Raw genomic sequence first — 16,179 nt, forward strand, 5'->3', positions numbered from 1 at the left:
CATGGAGAAGGAGCATCAGATCAACTTCTGGTACGTCGCCGCGGCGTTGATCGGCGTGGTGCTGATCCAGAGCTACTGGGTGCAGCTTCTGACGGTCGGACACATCCCCTACAGCGAGTTCCGGTCGCTGGTGGAGAGCGGAAAGGTGACCGAGGTCGTGGTCGGCGACAGGAGCATTTACGGCAAGTTCGCCGATCCTGCCGATCGGACGACCGAGTTCGCCACCAACAAGGTGGATGGCGAGCTGGCCGACTATCTCTCGAAGTACAAGGTCCGCTACAGCGGCGAATCCGACGCGACATGGCTCACGACGCTGTTGTCGTGGGTGATCCCTACGCTGGTCTTTGTCGGAATCTGGATGTTCGCCATTCGCCGCATGGCCGGCGGGACCCGCGTCCTGATCCCGCACGAACGCGAGGTCATCGCCTTCCATGAGACCGGCCATGCGCTGGTGGCGATGGCGCTGCCGGGGGTGGATCCGGTCCAGAAGGTGTCGATCATCCCGCGCGGCATCGGGGCGCTGGGCTATACGATCCAGCGGCCGGTCGAGGACCGATTCCTGATGGACCGCACCGAGCTCGAGCGGAAGCTGGCCGTGCTCCTGGGCGGCCGCGCCGCGGAGACGATCGCCTTTGCCGCGGTATCCATCGGCGCCGCCGACGATCTGCAGAAGGCAACCGACATTGCTCGCAACATGGCAACCCGGTTCGGTATGGTGGCGGAGCTGGGACAGGTGTCTTACGATGCCGAGCCTGCCCGATTCCTGACGCCAATCCCAGGCATGCCGGCTCCGTCACGCTGGTACAGTGAAGTCACGACCGCCCGGATCGACGCTGCGGTCAGGGAGATCGTGGACGCAGCCTTCTTCAGAGCGCGCACCATCCTGACGGCAAACCGTGCTCTCCTGGAGGAAATGGCGCGTACGCTCATCGACAACGAAACATTGTCGGACGGCGTGCTGGCCACTTTCGCCAAAAGAGTCGACAAAGCGACGCTACCAGCGACCGCTGCAGCCTAAACGGATGTTGGCCGAGCCGGATTGGACCGGCGCGCAGGCGCGGGCGCCGCTGCGGCGCCGCGAATAGCCTCTGCTGAAGTCTTGTCCAACAGACAGTGGTATTCGCTGGCCCAGCCGGGATAGACGTTGTTCTCCTGCGCGTTGGTCGCCTGGACGATCATGTCCGCATCGGCAGGCTCGGCGAAGGCGCAGAAGAGTCGCGCGCCTACTGCCGTCTTCTCGGCGCTGACCGCAAAGTCCCCTTTAGGGCTTACGAGATCGATCAGCAGAGCGACGAGCGCCTCGGGATCCCTCGAAACGTCGCCGGGTACCTCGACAACGACCAGATGACGGACCTTGCACGCGCGTGTGAAGGCAGGCCAGGCAGACTGTGGCATTGCTTCTCTCCGGGGTCTTTCTTCTTTTGACCCCGTACTTCCCTGCATGCCTTGATGTCGATCAATCTTGCCTTCCGGCGCATGACCTACATGAACGGCGACCGGGAGGGGATCCGCATGGAGCTGGTGCCGATACTGCAGTCGATTGTGTTGTTGACGCCGGCAAACAGGTCGCCTGTTCTCGCGAAGAGGTGCTTCGGCTCCCGGTTCGCGACGCCGGTCGATGGAGGAGTGATATTTCCGGATGGACAGCCGGTATTTGGACCGACCAAGACGTTCCGTGGCATTGTCGCCTCGCTCCTGGTCACTGCTGCCGGCGCACCGGTAGTGGGGGTGAGGCCCGAAGGCGGCGTGCTGGCGGCCTCCGTGGCCATGGCCGGAGCCTGCGCCTCGTGGTCCATCTCGATTCCCAGTCGCTGTCTGGCATGGAGCGGGCCAAGGCGCTGCTCCAGTTTCCGTACTATCTCGCTGTCCGACATCGGTTGCTCCGCTTCGATTGCAGAACTGGTTCGTGTGTGTACCGAATGCCCATGCTTGAACGTCCGCTCATCAAAGCGCGATGCCGCTGCATATGCCAGAAGTAATGATGCTGGCCAACAGGCCCGGCCCGTGTTCACCGGAGGCGGTTGCGGACGGATGTGAGCCGGCGACGTTGCCTGCAGAAGGGCGATTGATTTCGATCAAGGAGAGTCGCCCTCGGACGGACCATTGTTGACCATGCCCGAGCATAGGGCTGTCGAACCAGGGAAACCGACCATGCGCAAAATAGCGGACCCCGCCGTCATTCCTGGCCCGCCACTGACGATCTCACCGGAAAAGGCTTGTTTCGTGATCGTCAAAGCGAGGGAGTTCGACGCCAAGGGTCCGGCGAGCGAGACCGATCCGGGGTCGAATCCAGCCGACGACAACGAAGTGGAAGTGCTCGAGGAGCACGCCGACGATCCCGTCCAGGAAGAGCTGACATCGTTCATCGACGCCTTGTCGGAGGACGAGCAGATCGATCTTGTCGCTCTTGCGTGGCTCGGCCGGGATGGTGCCAACGCCTCTGACTGGCCGGAAGCCCGCAAGGAAGCGAGACTTGCCCACAACGAACGTACCGCCAGTTATCTTCTCGGTATGCCGATGGTCGGTGACTTCATCGAGGAAGGGCTGTCGATGCTCGGGCACTCCTGCGAGGACTACGAGATCGGGCGCTTGTGAGGCCGTCGACAATGAGGTGCCCCAGCGGCCAGAAGCAATGCTTCACCCCGGCTCGAGATTTGACCCAGGTCAACACGGCGACCAAAGGCGAGGAGCCATAGAATGATCATGTCCAGCACTTCAACTGGCCCGGGCGGCCGGCAAGTCGCCGGCCGCGAAGACCTCGAACGTATCCTGGGCGGTCTCGACGAGCCGAAACTCATCGACGTCCTGGAGTTGAAGCCTACGGTGGCCGATCTCGAGGCGGCAGCGATCTGCATGGCAGGCGATCATGACGTTCTGGCCAAGAGCGGCCACCATGTCTCCGCAGTCGCCGCGAAAATCATTGAAATCCTCACGGCGAATGACGAGGAGGAACCGCCATTGCCGAGAGCGTAGCAGCGCCGCGCGATCCGCCGCGGAGGATGACGAGTGGATCGGCTTTCGCCAGCGGTCAGATTGCGTCACGGCAGGATGAAATGGCTGCGGCCACCGCGTCGCTGGCATCGATGACCTCGACCCTCCTTGCTGCCGCGGCAGGGAGCCGAAAGAGGGGAACCGTATTGGTGACGGCAATGCCGTCCAGCACCCGCTCCGTGACGAGCTCGGGGGAGCCCCCTATGAACAGGCCGTGCGCCGCCGCCGTGAGTACCTTCGTCGCGCCTGCGGCACGACATGCCTTCGCCGCCCGGACGAGGGTCCCGCCGGTACTGATGAGGTCGTCGACAATAACGGCGGCCTTGCCACGTACGTTACCGGACAGCAGGTCACCCGAGACCACGCCGCCGCTGCGGCTCTTTTCCATGAACGCCGAGCCCACCCCTTTCCCGATCAGGAGCTGAAGCTCCTGACGGAATCTTTCCTCGCGCTTGGCGCCGCCGGCATCGGGGGAAACGGCAACGACGTCCTCGCCACGCAACAATGGGGCGAAATGCGCCGCCAGCAGCGGCGCACACTCGATGTGGATCGTCGGACACCGGAACGCATTCTCGAACGCCGCCATGTTGTGAACTTCGACCGCAATGACACGATCGATGCCGACCGCCTCGAACAAGGCGGCGACGTAGCGGGTGATGACGGGGTCGTTGGGCTTTGTTCTTCGGTCCTTCCGCGCGTAGCAGAGGTAGGGCGTCACGGCAGTGACGCCGGCGGCCCCTGCGTCCCTGAGGGCGCCACAGAAGAACAGCAGCCGGCAAAGCTTGTCGTTCGCGCTCTCGTCTTCGTCGCCGTAGAGAGAATGCAGCACAAAGGCATCATGACCACGTACGCTCTGGAGCGGTCGCGCCTTGTGTTCGCCATCCTCGAAGCGACGCTCTTCGTGTGGAGCGATCGGCACGCCAAGTCGTTCGGCGACACGCTCTGCAAACGGCCGACTGCCCTGCAGCGCGAAGAAAGTCATCGGACGGCTGTTCATATGTCCCTCCGCTGGCGATCCAGCTCCTCGGCAAGCCCGCGTATGCCGGCACTGATCCGGACCGGCACCCGGCCCGGCTCGAGCCTGCGCAATGCCGGAGGCAACCTGGCCAACGAGGCCGCCGCACGGCTGCGCGCCTTCGCCAGAGCGGGCAGTTCAGTTATGCGGCGTCCGTTCCGCATCACCGGATGCAGAAGGGCCTCGCCTTCGACCGATTCGTCCGGCAGGGCGACGATATCGTCGGCGATGGTGCCGTCGCGATCGTAGCGTCGGTGCACTTGCTTCCGGCCCGGCCAGGTGGCCTTGCCCTCGCTGCGCTTGCGCCGGGCGCGAGAGGCGTACTCCTGCAGCTTGTAGGCGCAGTCGAGCGCCGGCGCATCGGACGAGGTCGTCAGGCTGGTGCCTACGCCGAATCCGTCGATCGGCGCACCATCGCGGCAAAGCGACAGCAGCGTCTGGTCGTCGAGCCCCCCGCTGGCGAATATGCGCACGTCTTGCAGGCCGGCGGCGTCGAGGATGGCACGCACCGCACGGGCGTGGGCGGCGAGGTCACCGCTGTCGAGGCGCACCGCCGCGATGGCGATGCCTTCGGCGGAGAGGCGCGGCGCGAGTGCTGCCACGATGCGGGCGCCGCGCTCCGTGTCGTACGTATCGATCAGCAAGGTGAGGGCCTTCGGTCGCACGCGGGCGAACCGCTCGAAGGCGGTCGCCTCGTCGTCATGGGCCTGCACGAACGAATGTGCCATGGTCCCGAAGACGGGGATGCCAAAGTCGCGATTGGCAGCCATTGTCGCCGTGCCGGCGAAGCCCGCGAGGAAGCTTGCCCGCGCGGCCAACGTGCCCGCCTCGGCACCGTGTGCACGACGGAAGCCGAAATCGATCAACTGTTTTCCGGGCGCCGCCAGGACCATGCGCGCCGCCGCCGATGCGATCACCGTCTGGAAGTGGATGAGGTTGATGAGCCGTGTTTCCACCAGTTGCGCCTCAGGAAGGGGCGCCGTCACCCGCAGCACCGGCTCGTCGGGAAAGAAGACCGTCCCTTCGGGCATTGCGTCGAGGTCCCCGGTAAATCGCAATTCCGCCAGGCTGTCGACAAAGCCGCTCGAGAACAGGCCCGAAGCGCGCAGCCAGTCGATCTCCTCGGCGGAATATCGCAGATCCTCGAGAAACAGGACGAGCTGCTCCAGTCCCGCTGCCAGAAGGAACCCGCGTGTCGGCGGCAGCTTGCGGACAAAGAACTCGAACACCGCAGTTTCGGTCATGCCGTGGGCCGAATAGGCTTCGAGCATGGAAAGCTGGTAGAGGTCGGTCAGCAGAAGGCCGTGGTCAAGCATGGCTGGAACGGGGCCCGGTGCCGTCACCGCCGGCGGCGAGCGACCGGTTCATCATATGCTCGAGCCGATCCGCGTTCGCCGTCGCCAGGGCAAGATAGGCGCCGGTCTGGCGGCGCCACTTGGCGGGCGTCCTCGGAGACGGCTCCAGCAGGTGTGCGATCGAGAGGCGCGCCCGCAAGGTCGCACGATAGCAACGATAGAATGCGAAGAGCTGGTCGGACGCCGTGTCCGGCAAGGCCATGCACAGCCGACGCTCGATGTAGTCGCCGTATCCGGCGCCGCCCAGACGGGCGCACTCGATGGAGAGGAAGGCGATTTCATCCAGAGGGTCCACTTCGCGCAGTCGCTGATTGAACTCGAGGCAATCGATGATGCGTACGGGAGGTCCAAGCCAGATGTGCTCGGGCCGCAGATCGCCATGACCGTCGACGATGCGACGACAGCGCTCGACCAGCAGAGCCGATCTCTGATCCAGGAATCTCCTTTGGACCTGATGAAGCCGTCGCACCACGGGAGCCGCGAGATCCAGACGGTGATCGAGAAGGACGACCTCATTCTCCCGGAGGCTTCGACGCCATTGCGCCAGGAAAGTGTCCGGGGAAGGAGCGACCGAGCTGGCGCGCCGGTAGAATCGCGCAAGTACCTCGATCAGAGGGTCGAGCTGCCGTGTCGTCAGTCGTCGTTCCAGAAGGGCCCGCTCGAGAGTCTGGGAATCGTCCAGCCGGCACATGACCACAAGCCAGTCGACGATCTCGCCCCGGCCGTCGATCGCGAGCTCGCCGCCCGAGCAGGTTATCGGGACGATCTTCTTGTAGACATCGGCGGCAAGTCGCCGGTTCAGCGTCAGTTCAGCGAGGCAATGATGATATCGCTTCTCGACAGACGAGAAATCGAGATACGCAAGGCGTACCGGCTTCTTCAGCTTGTAGACATCCTGGCCGACAAGGAAAACCCACGACATATGAGTCTCCCGGCACTCGACCTGCTCGTCCCGCAAGCCATAGGCGGACGCCCGGCTGAGGAAAGCGACCTTATGCGCGAGCGAGATGGGGATCGTGAGACCGTCCATGGCAAGGGATGACCTTCGGGGAGCAGGGCGACATGGAACGCCGGCGATTTCCTCACGGATAGTCTACTGGATACATCCCGCGAGCCGACGGCCGATTGACTTGCATCAAGCAGATGTGGAGGGGCCGACCAACCTCGTCCCCGGGGATGAGCGACCAGGGCGTCAGGTCGTGGCAGGCTGGGCGGCGGCGAGAATGTCGACGACCTCCTGATCGGAAACCTGCCGGAAGTCGTCATAGAATTCGCCAACGGAACCAAACCAATCCGGGCTGGTGAGGCAAATGACGGCATCGGCTTCGCCGTGGAGAGAGTCGAGCGTGCTTGGGGGCGCTGTCGGGACCGCAAGCACCAGCCCGGCCGGCTCGCGGCTCCGAACGGCCTGCAGGGCGGCGCGCATCGTGGCACCCGTCGCAATGCCGTCGTCGACGACGATCGCCGTGCGACCCCGCAGATCCGTGGGCGCGCGATTGCCGAGATAGCGCTGATGGCGGCGTTCGATCTCGGCAGTTTCGCGGGCACAGATCTCGTTGAACTCGAGCGGCGTGGCGCCTGTCGCCGAGATGACCGCCTCGTTGCGCACGATGATTGGACGATGGCCGTCGGCGACGGCGCCCAAAGCCACTTCGGGCTGGCCAGGTGCACCGATCTTGCGGACCAACATGATGTCCAGCGGCGCGCCAAGTGCCTTCGCCACTTCGGCCGCAACAGGAACGCCCCCTCGCGGAAGCGCAAGAACGACGAGCTTCCTGTCACGGTATCCGGAAAGCGCCGCGGCTAGGCGCCGGCCGGCCTCGGTTCGATCACGGAAGCGCATTGCTCGTTCCTTACGATGCGGGGTGGCCCCATGGCGTCATCGTCAAACAGCAGCCAGGTCCGCTTCACGCGCTGCACCATCCTTTCTCGGCTCTTCGATCTCGGTCATTGTGGCTTCGCTCAGGAGCAGGACGCTGGCCACCGAGACGGCATTCTCCAAGGCAATTCGCACAACCTTCGTCGGATCGATGATGCCCGCTTCAACGAGATCGACATACTGCTTGCGGGCGGCATCGAAGCCGTAGGCGCCTTTGCCGTCCAGCATGCGGGCGACGACCACCCCGCCATCGACGGAGGAATTCTCGGCGATCTGTCGCGCCGGCGCTTCGAGCGCGCGTTTCAGCACCTGGATCCCGGTACGCTCGTCGCCGTCGGCTTCGGCTTCTTCGGCCGCTACAGCGTCGATGCAGCGCAGCAGGGCGAGCCCACCGCCAGGTACGATGCCTTCGGCGACCGCGGCCTTTGTGGCGCTGATGGCGTCGTCGAGGGCTTCCTTCTTGGCCTTCATCTCGGCCTCGGCCGGTGCACCGACCTTGATGACGGCCACGCCTCCGCAGAGCTTGGCGAGACGTTCGCGCAACTTCTCCTTGTCGTAGTCGCTCGTTGAAAGTTCGATCTCGCGGCGGATGGCGTTGGCCCGATTCCGGATCGCGGCCTTGTCGCCCATCCCGCCGATGATGGTCGTGCGATCCTTGTCCACGACGACCCGCTTGGCGTGCCCCAGTTCGGCCGAGGTTGCGCTCTCGAGCTTCAGGCCGATCTCCTCGGAGATGACCTGGCCTCCCGTCAGGATCGCGATATCCTCCAGCATGGCCTTGCGGCGATCGCCAAAGCCGGGTGCCTTGACGGCACAGCTCTTCAACGCGCCGCGAAGCTGGTTGATGATCAGCGTTGCCAGAGCCTCTCCCTCCACGTCCTCGGCGACAACCAGCAGGGGCTGCGCCGACTTCGCGATCTGCTCGAGCAAGGGCACCATGTCCTTGAGGGCGGCCATCTTGCGATCGACCAGCAGGACGAGCGCGTCCTCCAGCACGGCCTCCATCTTCTCCGGATTGGTGATGAAGTAGGGCGAGATGAAGCCCCGGTCGAACTGCAGACCCTCGACCACCTCGAGAATCGTTTCCGTCGTCTTCGATTCCTCGACGGTGATCACCCCGTCGTCGCCCACCTTTTCCATTGCGTCCGCCACGAGCTCGCCGATGGCCGCGTCGTTGTGCGCCGAGATGGTGGCAACCTGGGCCTTCTCCTTGCGGGTCTTCACCGGCTGCGACATCGCCTTGAGCGCCTTCACGGTGACATTGGTGGCTCGATCGAGGCCGCGCTTCAGGTCGATGGCGCTCGCGCCGGCGACGACGTTGCGCACGCCGTCCGCGAAGATGGCATGGGCAAGGATGGTGGACCCGGAGGTGCCGTCGCCGACGATCTCGCCGGTGCGCTCGGCGGCCTGGCGAAGCATCTGGGCACCGAGGTTCTCCTCGGGATCCTTGAGCTCGAACTCCTTGGCGATGGTGACCCCATCGTTGCAGACCAGCGGCGAGCCCCACTTCTTCTGGATGAGCACGGATTTCGATTTCGGGCCGAGCGTGACACGTATGGCATCGACGAGCTGCGTCGCGCCGCGCAAGACCTTCTCGCGCGCCGCCGACTGGAACATCACATGCTTGTAGGCCATGGGGAACCTCTCATAAGGCTGCGCGCAGCCTACTGGACGCTCCGCGTCGCGACGTGATCTATGTCAAGAGAGCCTCGACCTCCTCGCGGCGGACCTGGGCCGTGCCGACACCGCGAACGGCGGCGGCACCGCAGGCAAGGGCCAGGCGCAACGCGTCCTCGGGCGGCCTTTGCTCGGCCAGCCCGAGGATCAGCCCGGCAAGAAAGCTGTCTCCAGCGCCGACGCCGGTGCGCTGGGAAACACCGATCGCCGGGCGATGCACGACCCGATCCGTCATGGCGAGGATCGCTCCGTCGGCTCCAAGGGTGAGCGCAATCATCTGGGCCGCGCCCGCCTCCACCAGGCGCTTCGCTTGTTCCATTTGGGAAGGGAGGTCACGCACTTTTCGACCGACGATCGCTTCCAGTTCCGTCAGGCTTGGCTTCAGCAAATGGACGCCGCGCTGCAGCGACGCCGTAAGGGCGGCTCCAGATGTGTCCAGCGCGAACCTGGCGCCTCTAGCCGCGGCAATGCCAGCCGCCTTTCCGTAGAAGTCGGCGGGCACACCCGGGGGCAGGCTTCCACTCGCCACCAGCCAGTCGGCATCGGCCGCCGCCACCGCTTCGAGAATGTTCGCACAGTCCGACGAAGTCAGCTCGGGGCCCCGCGGCACGAAGCGGTATTCCAGGCCGCTCGACTGATCGTGCACGGTGACGCTGATCCGGCACGCACCCTGAATCCGGACGGCTCGCCATGGCACTTTTTCTGCCGTCAGCATCTCCTCGACGAATCGGCCGGTTACGCCACCGGAAGCAAGAAGAGCAAGTGCGTTCCCGCCCAGTGCCGTCACGACCCGCGCCACGTTGATTCCGCCGCCACCCGGGTCGTAACGCTCACCGAATGTGCGGACCTTGTGGCCGGGCTGCACGGACGCGGCTTGAGCGGCCAGGTCGACGGCGGGATTGACGGTAAGCGTTGTGATCCGCACGGCCATCACATCCCATCCGCAATCGGCCAGCGCGCGAGATCAACGCACCGTCCGTGAACAATCATGTGGTCAAAATGGACTATTCCGTGCCAGGGGCATTGATCTGAATCACGGCACTCGGACGTCCTTCGCGCTTTGTTGGAGCTGGAGGACGACCCATGAAGAATATCAGAAGTCGTCGGCATCGCGTCCTTTATTGCCACTTTGTCGGGTTGCTCGTTCTCGCCCTTGGCCTTGCGGCTCAAGTACCGGCTGACGGGACGGCGCCCGTGTCCAGAGGGTGGGAGGTCGAGCGGAACGTCGAAGAGCCCAGCTATGCCCGGATCGAGCCGACCGAGAGCAACCTCAATATAGATGCCCTTGTCCTGACGTGTGCGCTCACCCGGGACGCGACGATCCTGCAGCTGGAGCTCTATCTGTCCACCGAGGGTCCGCTCATGCCAGAAGGCGTCGACGCCAGCCAATTGAGGCCCGACCCGCGAGCCATGGTCGTGATCGATGGTCGAAGCCATCCGACGACAATGTTCTTCGCCGACGACCACGTCGTCGTGGCGGACTCCGTCACTGATCGGATGCCCTCACTGTCCCGGGCGCTGGTTGACGCCATTCAAGATGGCAAGAACATGGTCCTGCGTTTCGACCTCGCGCAGAAGGCCCCTGGGCAGCCATCCGGTTTTGATGGCCTCGCCAGGTTCGACCTTCAGGCCAGCGAGGGCGGCGCTGCCATAGCAGCAGTCCGCCGCTGCGTCAGGTCCCATACGGGCCCGCTCTCGAAGATGGAAAGTCACGGAGCATCGGATGCCGCCGGGCCAGCCGACCGAGAGCGCCCGCCACGGTAGATCGACGTTGACCTGGCTCAATGTCGATCTGTCGTTTCGGGTCAAATCTTGCAAAGTATTGTGGAGGGAATCTCATGCCGCCCTGGCTTCAAATTTCTTTTCGAAACATCGACGCATCGCCGGCCGTCGAGGCGAAGATCCGGGAGCGCGCACACGAACTCGAACAATTCGACGATCGGATCGTGAGCTGCCGCGTCGTGATCGAAGGGCGGCAACGCCGCCGCCATGGGGATCTCTATCATATTCGTGTCGATCTCAAGGTTCCGGGGAAGGAGATCGTGGTCAAGCGCGACCCGCCTGAACACCGCGCTCACGAGGACATCTACGTGGCCGTGCGCGACTGCTTCGACTCCGTGCGCCGCCAGCTCGAGGATCACGTTCGCCGCTGGCGCGGCGATGTGAAGGCACATGAGGTTCCGGCACATGGTCGCATTGCGAGTCTGATCGCCGAAGGCGAGTACGGCTTCATCAACTCGGCAGACGGTACGGAAGTATACTTTCATCGCAATGCCGTCCCTGATCGCGGGTTCGGTCGCCTGAAAGTCGGGGACGAGGTCCACTTCATGCTGCATCCGGCAGAAGGCGAGAAAGGACCGCAGGCAAGCACCGTCGTACCGGTCGGCAAGCATCATCTGACACCGGAACGATTCTAGCCGCCGTCGCTGGTCGTCGGCCGGATGCGCTTCGTCCTCGACACTGCCCGGCCCGAATTGGCCAGCGAACTTCGTCGGATGCTGGGCAATCTTGCCTTGGAAGATGCGGTTGCCACCGGACGCAAAATCCGTCGTTGCCGATAGAGCCTATTCCTCATCCTTTGCGTCAATTCTGATACGTACGTTCACGCCGCAGTGGCTTCGCCGATGATTGATTTGATTTGGATCAAGGAAGCTTTCAGCAGCGTGGGAAATAAAGCTTGCATCGGTTTGCGCCCCGCTAACCGATGCCGCGATGGTTCATGGTCGCGGTCAACCTTCCATCCCGCCCACCGCCTCCCGTCTGGGCGGGTTCTTTTTCCGACCGCACGGAAGCGAACGGTGCCGCTGCAATCCGCGGGAGCTGGCCACTTGGAGGCGTGCACACCCCGCATAATTGATGCAGGTCAATGTTTCCCGCGCTCGCTGCTCCATCTTGCGAGCGTAATCCAACCGGAGGGAAACGATGACTGATACGACCAAGCTTCCAGTGAGCACCGAACAGAAAGGGGCGGAGGTGTGGCGGCCTTTCGAGACGTTGCGCCAGGAGGTCGATCGCCTGTTTGACGACTTCGGCGCCGAGTTCTGGCGGTCGCCTTTCCGGCGGTCGCTGTTCGATATCGGGCCCGCCTTCCGCAAGGTGATGACGGTCGGTGCCGTGCCACCTGTCGATGTCGTGGAGAAGGACGATGCCTACGAGGTGACGGCCGACGTACCGGGGTTCGACGAGAAAAACATCGAGATCAGGCTCGTCAACGGGACGCTCAGCATCAAGGGCGAACGCAAGTCGGAAAAGGAAGAGAAGAAGGAGGGGCGCTACCTCAGCGAGCGCGAGTTCGGTTCGTTCGAGCGCCGCTTCGAGCTCCCGGAGGGTGTCGATCCCGACAAGATCGAGGCCAGCCTGAAGAAGGGCGTCCTCACCGTGACGCTGCCTAAGAAGCCGGAGGCGCAGAAGCCGGCCAAGAAGATCGAGGTGAAATCCGCCGCCTGAGGCGGAATGGGGAGCCTGGCGGGTCGTGCAGCCGGCCCGCCAGATCCGACGGCTATAGATGAGCTTTCGAGTGCAAAGAGGAAGATCAACCAGCTGCGATCTGGTGTCGACATCGTCAATTTGCCTCGGATTGGAGAAGACGGTGGGTCAGCCAAAGTACGTTCGTTGGCTCAGGGATCTGCGCTCGGAGGACATCGCGAGTGTCGGCGGCAAGAATGCGGCATTGGGCGAGCTTCACTCGGCGCTGCTGTCCCGGGACGTCAAGGTGCCGAATGGCTTTGCACTCTCCGCAGACGCCTATCGCGATGCCTTGACCGCCGCCAACGCCTGGCCCCGGCTGCGAACCTTGATGGCGGCGGTGCGACAGGACGACGTCGCAAGCCTGGCCGCCGCTGCAGCCGAGGCGCGTTCCATCGTGTATCGCGCCACCGGCACCGACGAGCTGTTGGCGCAGGTGGCCGGAAGCTACCGTGAACTCGAGCGGGAGTATGGAGCAGGGGTCGCCGTGGCAGTGCGCAGTTCAGCCACTGCGGAAGACCTGCCGACAGCGAGTTTCGCCGGCCAGCACGAGAGCTTCCTCAATGTCCGCGGCGCTCAGGACGTATTCGAAGCCTGCCGGCACTGCTTCGCTTCGGTCTTCACGGATCGGGCGATCGTCTATCGCAACGACAACGGCTTCGATCACCTGAAAATCGGGCTGTCGGTGGGCGTCATGAAGATGGTGCGTTCGGATCGCGCTGCCAGCGGCGTGGTCTTCACGCTGGATACGGAGTCGGGTTTCCGCGATGTCGTCTTCGTCACCGGCAGCTACGGGCTGGGGGAGAACATCGTGCAGGGAAGGGTCGATCCCGACGAGTTCTACGTCCACAAGGCGACCTTTCGGCAAGGACGCCAGTGCGTGCTGCGTCGCCGGCTGGGCGCCAAGCAGCAGCGGCTGATCTACGGTGAAGATCGGAGGAGCGGCGGGACGCAGAACGTCGAGACACCGCCGGCCGACCGCGAGCGCTTCTGCATCACAGACCGCGAGGTCCTCGCCCTTGCAGGCTGCGCCTTGCGCATCGAGGACCATTTTTCGGGGCGCGCGGGCCATGCCGTGCCCATGGACATCGAATGGGCCAAGGACGGCGACGACAACGAGCTCTATATCGTCCAGGCCCGGCCTGAGACAGTGGCCTCCCGCCGCAAGACCGGCGTCTTCGAAAGCTATCGCCTCAAGGGGAGCGGCACCGTTCTGCTGACAGGCAGAGCCGTCGGCGAGAGAGTGGCGAGCGGGCCGATCCGGCGCGTGATGGGCGCACAGGATCTGGCCAAGTTCCAGGCAGGCGAGGTCCTGGTGGCCGACGTCACGAGCCCGGACTGGGAGCCGGTCATGAAGGGCGCATCGGCCATCGTGACGAACCGTGGCGGGCGCACGTGCCATGCAGCGATCGTCGCCCGCGAGCTGGGCATCCCCGCCATTGTCGGCGCCGAGGGTGCGACGACTGCCTTGGCCGATGGGGATGTCGTCACCGTGTCCTGCGTCGAGGGCGAGACTGGGCGCGTCTATCGCGGCGCACTGCCCTTCGAGGTGGCGACGCTCGACCTCTCGTCGGTCGCTCGCCCGCGCACCGCCATCATGGTCAATCTCGGCAACCCGGATCTCGCCTTCAAGACGGCGCTGCGGCCCAACGACGGTGTCGGCCTCGCGCGCATCGAATTCATCGTCAGCGAGCACATCGGTGTCCACCCTATGGCGCTGGCCGAGCCGGAAAAGGTGACATCTGCCGCCGACCGCGACGCGATCGCCCGGCTCGCCGGGCATCATGCGTGTCCGGCCGACTTCTTCGTCGAGCGGCTTTCCGAGGGTGTGGGCACGATCGCGGCGGCCTTCTATCCGAAGCCGGTGATCGTCCGCCTGTCCGATTTCAAGACCAACGAGTACGCTAAGCTGATCGGCGGTGCCGATTTCGAGCCCAGGGAGGAGAACCCGATGCTGGGCTTCCGTGGGGCGGCCCGCTATGCCCATCGCGCCTATGCCGCCGGCTTCGCCCTCGAATGCGCCTCTCTCGCGCGGGTACGGGAAGAGATGGGCCTCGACAACCTCAAGATCATGATCCCGTTCTGTCGGCGCGTGCAGGAGGCACGCAAGGTGCTCGCGGCTTTGGCGGACAACGGCCTGGCGCGCGGCCAGCTCGGCCTGGAGGTCTATCTGATGTGCGAGATCCCCAACAATGTGATCCAGATAGACGCCTTCTCGGAGCTTTTCGACGGTTTTTCGATTGGCTCGAACGACCTTACCCAGCTCACCCTGGGGGTGGACCGCGACTCCGAGATCGTCGCCTTCGACTTCGACGAGCGCGATCCCGGCATGCTCGAGATGTTCCGGCTGGCGATAACGGGCGCTCATCGCAACGGACGCCATATCGGCATTTGCGGCGAAGCGCCCGCGACCTATCCGGAGATCGCGTCCTTCCTGACACGAATCGGCATCGATTCGATGAGCGTCAATGCCGAAAGCGTGCCACACATCATGCGTGTCGTGCACGATGCCGAACAGATCATTCGCCTCAAGCAGATCGTCTAGCTCCGCGTCGTCTTGCCAGGCAACTCGCTCGACGCCGCAAGCGAAAAAGCCATGCCCTACGCCTCCAATGATCAACTGCCGTCTTCCGTGCGCGATCATCTGCCGCCGCACGCGCAGGACATCTATCGCGAGGCGTTCAATCACGCATGGGCAAGCTATGCCCACAGTGGTCGTCAGGATCAGATCGCCCATCGCGTGGCATGGGCGGCGGTCAAGCGCCGGTATCACAAGGATCCGGCCGGGATTTGGCGGACGGACGGCGACCGGCTATGACCGGGCGCGCCGGCTCGCCGAGGCAATTGGCCGGAGCCGTGGGGCGAGGTGCGTCAGGAGGCTGGCCGCCGTTTCGTTCGTAAGATCCTTGGCGATCTCCAGGCGAACGCGCGCCCGGACGTTCTTGGATAGAAGACCACGCAGCTCGCCGAGACTGCGGCGCGGCAATACAAGGACAAGATCGTCAAACTCCTGCTGCATGCAGGCCGAGTCGAGCGCATTGGCAAGCGCAGCCATGAAACGGTGCTTCTCGAGCTTTTGATAGTCGTGCGGCGGCTCGAGTGCATGCCGCGCACCGCTGCGCGACGAACTGTAGCTGCGGCCGGGCTTGTCGCTCTTGAGTTCATGCGCCCGTTGGCGGCTGTCGGGCGAAACCATGTCGGCCTTCCGTACCGAGACGAGCTTCTTCAAGTCGTCGCCCGTCTTGAAGAAGCGTCCGCGAGCACCATCGGCGACGACAATCCAGGTCGTGGAGCGCTTTGGCTTGATCATCGATTCACCAGTGCTCGGGCCACAGGTTGAGTGCCTCGTGTGGCAGGAGCCTCCTGAGCTTCACAATCTCTCCGTCATCGAGGCACTGGCTCATGACGGAAAAGCAGGCCCGCGCCGCCTCGGCCGCGTCGATCCGGCTGTCGCGCGGCATCTCGGCGGCGACATGATCGACGAAATCGGCCAAATGGCGCTCTCGGGTGGGTGTGGCGGCGGGATGCCAACCTTCGTAGTAGGCGCCGCGCAACAGCATCGGCATTTGGGCGCCAAGGTGGGCCGCGTTGTCGACGCCGATCCGGTCGCGGACGGCATGGAGAGCGCCGCGCAAGGCGCCGAAGGCTGCGTGCCGATCGTCGACTCCAAGTTCGCCCATCATCAGCTTCAACCAGTGATTGGTCTCCTGAAGTGTGGTATCGAACACGCCCAGACCGGTTGCGCTCATGGTTCCTCCTTTTGCGGTACGCGAAACCATGTTTACCGCCATCACGCC

18 protein-coding genes are annotated in these 16,179 nt (G+C 64.1%); 9 read left to right on the forward strand and 9 right to left on the reverse strand.

From position 1 onward, the window contains the following. Nucleotide 1: 1 nt before the first annotated feature. On the forward strand, nt 2-1,018 hold the full coding sequence (locus OJF58_RS14110) for an ATP-dependent metallopeptidase FtsH/Yme1/Tma family protein (protein WP_300778273.1): 1,017 nt from the start codon (nt 2-4) through the stop codon (nt 1,016-1,018). Here OJF58_RS14110 and OJF58_RS14115 read toward each other — a convergent pair. Continuing rightward, on the reverse strand, nt 1,015-1,395 hold the full coding sequence (locus OJF58_RS14115; protein ID WP_300778275.1) for a hypothetical protein: 381 nt from the start codon (nt 1,393-1,395) through the stop codon (nt 1,015-1,017). The two genes, OJF58_RS14110 and OJF58_RS14115, sit on opposite strands and share 4 nt — an antisense overlap. Before the next feature lie 54 nt (nt 1,396-1,449). Between OJF58_RS14115 and OJF58_RS14120 the strand changes: the two genes are divergently transcribed. The 3 genes from OJF58_RS14120 (at nt 1,450) to OJF58_RS14130 (ending at nt 2,973) form a co-directional block, all read left to right on the forward strand. After that, nucleotides 1,450-2,037 (forward strand): hypothetical protein, encoded by a 588-nt coding sequence (locus OJF58_RS14120; RefSeq protein ID WP_300778277.1) that lies wholly within the window; start codon nt 1,450-1,452, stop codon nt 2,035-2,037. 114 nt (nt 2,038-2,151) lie between these two features. After that, nucleotides 2,152-2,595: a DUF3775 domain-containing protein gene (locus OJF58_RS14125; RefSeq protein ID WP_300778278.1), complete on the forward strand. Its 444-nt coding sequence runs from the start codon at nt 2,152-2,154 to the stop codon at nt 2,593-2,595. Nucleotides 2,596-2,697: 102 nt separating this feature from the next. Beyond that, a complete protein-coding gene (locus tag OJF58_RS14130; protein WP_300778279.1) occupies nt 2,698-2,973 on the forward strand; it encodes a hypothetical protein in 276 nt (91 codons plus the stop codon). A 55-nt stretch (nt 2,974-3,028) separates the two neighbouring features. Here OJF58_RS14130 and prs read toward each other — a convergent pair whose 3' ends face one another. The 6 genes from prs to OJF58_RS14160 form a co-directional block, all read right to left on the reverse strand. Next, entirely contained in the window at nt 3,029-3,988 is a 960-nt protein-coding gene (gene prs, locus OJF58_RS14135; protein WP_300778280.1) for a ribose-phosphate diphosphokinase, read from the reverse strand. Next, entirely contained in the window at nt 3,985-5,322 is a 1,338-nt protein-coding gene (locus tag OJF58_RS14140) for a nicotinate phosphoribosyltransferase (RefSeq protein ID WP_300778281.1), read from the reverse strand. Before OJF58_RS14140 ends, prs begins: the two co-directional genes overlap by 4 nt. After that, nucleotides 5,315-6,391 (reverse strand): hypothetical protein, encoded by a 1,077-nt coding sequence (locus tag OJF58_RS14145; protein ID WP_300778283.1) that lies wholly within the window; start codon nt 6,389-6,391, stop codon nt 5,315-5,317. Before OJF58_RS14145 ends, OJF58_RS14140 begins: the two co-directional genes overlap by 8 nt. Before the next feature lie 162 nt (nt 6,392-6,553). Next, complete coding sequence (locus tag OJF58_RS14150) at nt 6,554-7,204, reverse strand: phosphoribosyltransferase (protein WP_300778284.1); 651 nt, start codon at nt 7,202-7,204, stop codon at nt 6,554-6,556. Between the two features lie 42 nt (nt 7,205-7,246). Next, nucleotides 7,247-8,875: a chaperonin GroEL gene (gene groL, locus OJF58_RS14155; RefSeq protein ID WP_300778286.1), complete on the reverse strand. Its 1,629-nt coding sequence runs from the start codon at nt 8,873-8,875 to the stop codon at nt 7,247-7,249. A gap of 58 nt (nt 8,876-8,933) precedes the next feature. Next, a complete protein-coding gene (locus OJF58_RS14160; RefSeq protein WP_300778288.1) occupies nt 8,934-9,848 on the reverse strand; it encodes a 1-phosphofructokinase family hexose kinase in 915 nt (304 codons plus the stop codon). A 152-nt stretch (nt 9,849-10,000) separates the two neighbouring features. Here OJF58_RS14160 and OJF58_RS14165 point away from each other — a divergent pair, with 152 nt between their 5' ends. The 5 genes from OJF58_RS14165 to OJF58_RS14185 all read left to right on the forward strand — a co-directional run bounded on the left by OJF58_RS14165 (nt 10,001) and on the right by OJF58_RS14185 (nt 15,200). Beyond that, a complete protein-coding gene (locus tag OJF58_RS14165) occupies nt 10,001-10,681 on the forward strand; it encodes a hypothetical protein (protein WP_300778289.1) in 681 nt (226 codons plus the stop codon). A gap of 74 nt (nt 10,682-10,755) precedes the next feature. Further along, entirely contained in the window at nt 10,756-11,334 is a 579-nt protein-coding gene (locus OJF58_RS14170; protein WP_300778290.1) for an HPF/RaiA family ribosome-associated protein, read from the forward strand. A gap of 505 nt (nt 11,335-11,839) precedes the next feature. Next, a complete protein-coding gene (locus OJF58_RS14175; RefSeq protein WP_300778291.1) occupies nt 11,840-12,364 on the forward strand; it encodes an Hsp20/alpha crystallin family protein in 525 nt (174 codons plus the stop codon). A gap of 142 nt (nt 12,365-12,506) precedes the next feature. After that, nucleotides 12,507-14,927 (forward strand): phosphoenolpyruvate synthase, encoded by a 2,421-nt coding sequence (gene ppsA, locus OJF58_RS14180; protein ID WP_300778293.1) that lies wholly within the window; start codon nt 12,507-12,509, stop codon nt 14,925-14,927. 51 nt (nt 14,928-14,978) lie between these two features. After that, entirely contained in the window at nt 14,979-15,200 is a 222-nt protein-coding gene (locus tag OJF58_RS14185; RefSeq protein ID WP_300778295.1) for a ChaB family protein, read from the forward strand. On the opposite strand, the gene OJF58_RS14190 is transcribed toward OJF58_RS14185, so the two are convergent. Continuing rightward, nucleotides 15,195-15,692 (reverse strand): host attachment protein, encoded by a 498-nt coding sequence (locus OJF58_RS14190; RefSeq protein ID WP_300778297.1) that lies wholly within the window; start codon nt 15,690-15,692, stop codon nt 15,195-15,197. The genes OJF58_RS14185 and OJF58_RS14190 overlap by 6 nt on opposite strands. 4 nt (nt 15,693-15,696) lie before the next feature. Next, nucleotides 15,697-16,131, reverse strand: a complete 435-nt coding sequence (locus OJF58_RS14195; RefSeq protein ID WP_300778298.1) for a DUF2267 domain-containing protein — start codon at nt 16,129-16,131, stop codon at nt 15,697-15,699. Nucleotides 16,132-16,179 lie beyond the last annotated feature (48 nt).

Source organism: Enhydrobacter sp., assembly GCF_030246845.1.
Classification (GTDB): domain Bacteria; phylum Pseudomonadota; class Alphaproteobacteria; order Reyranellales; family Reyranellaceae; genus Reyranella.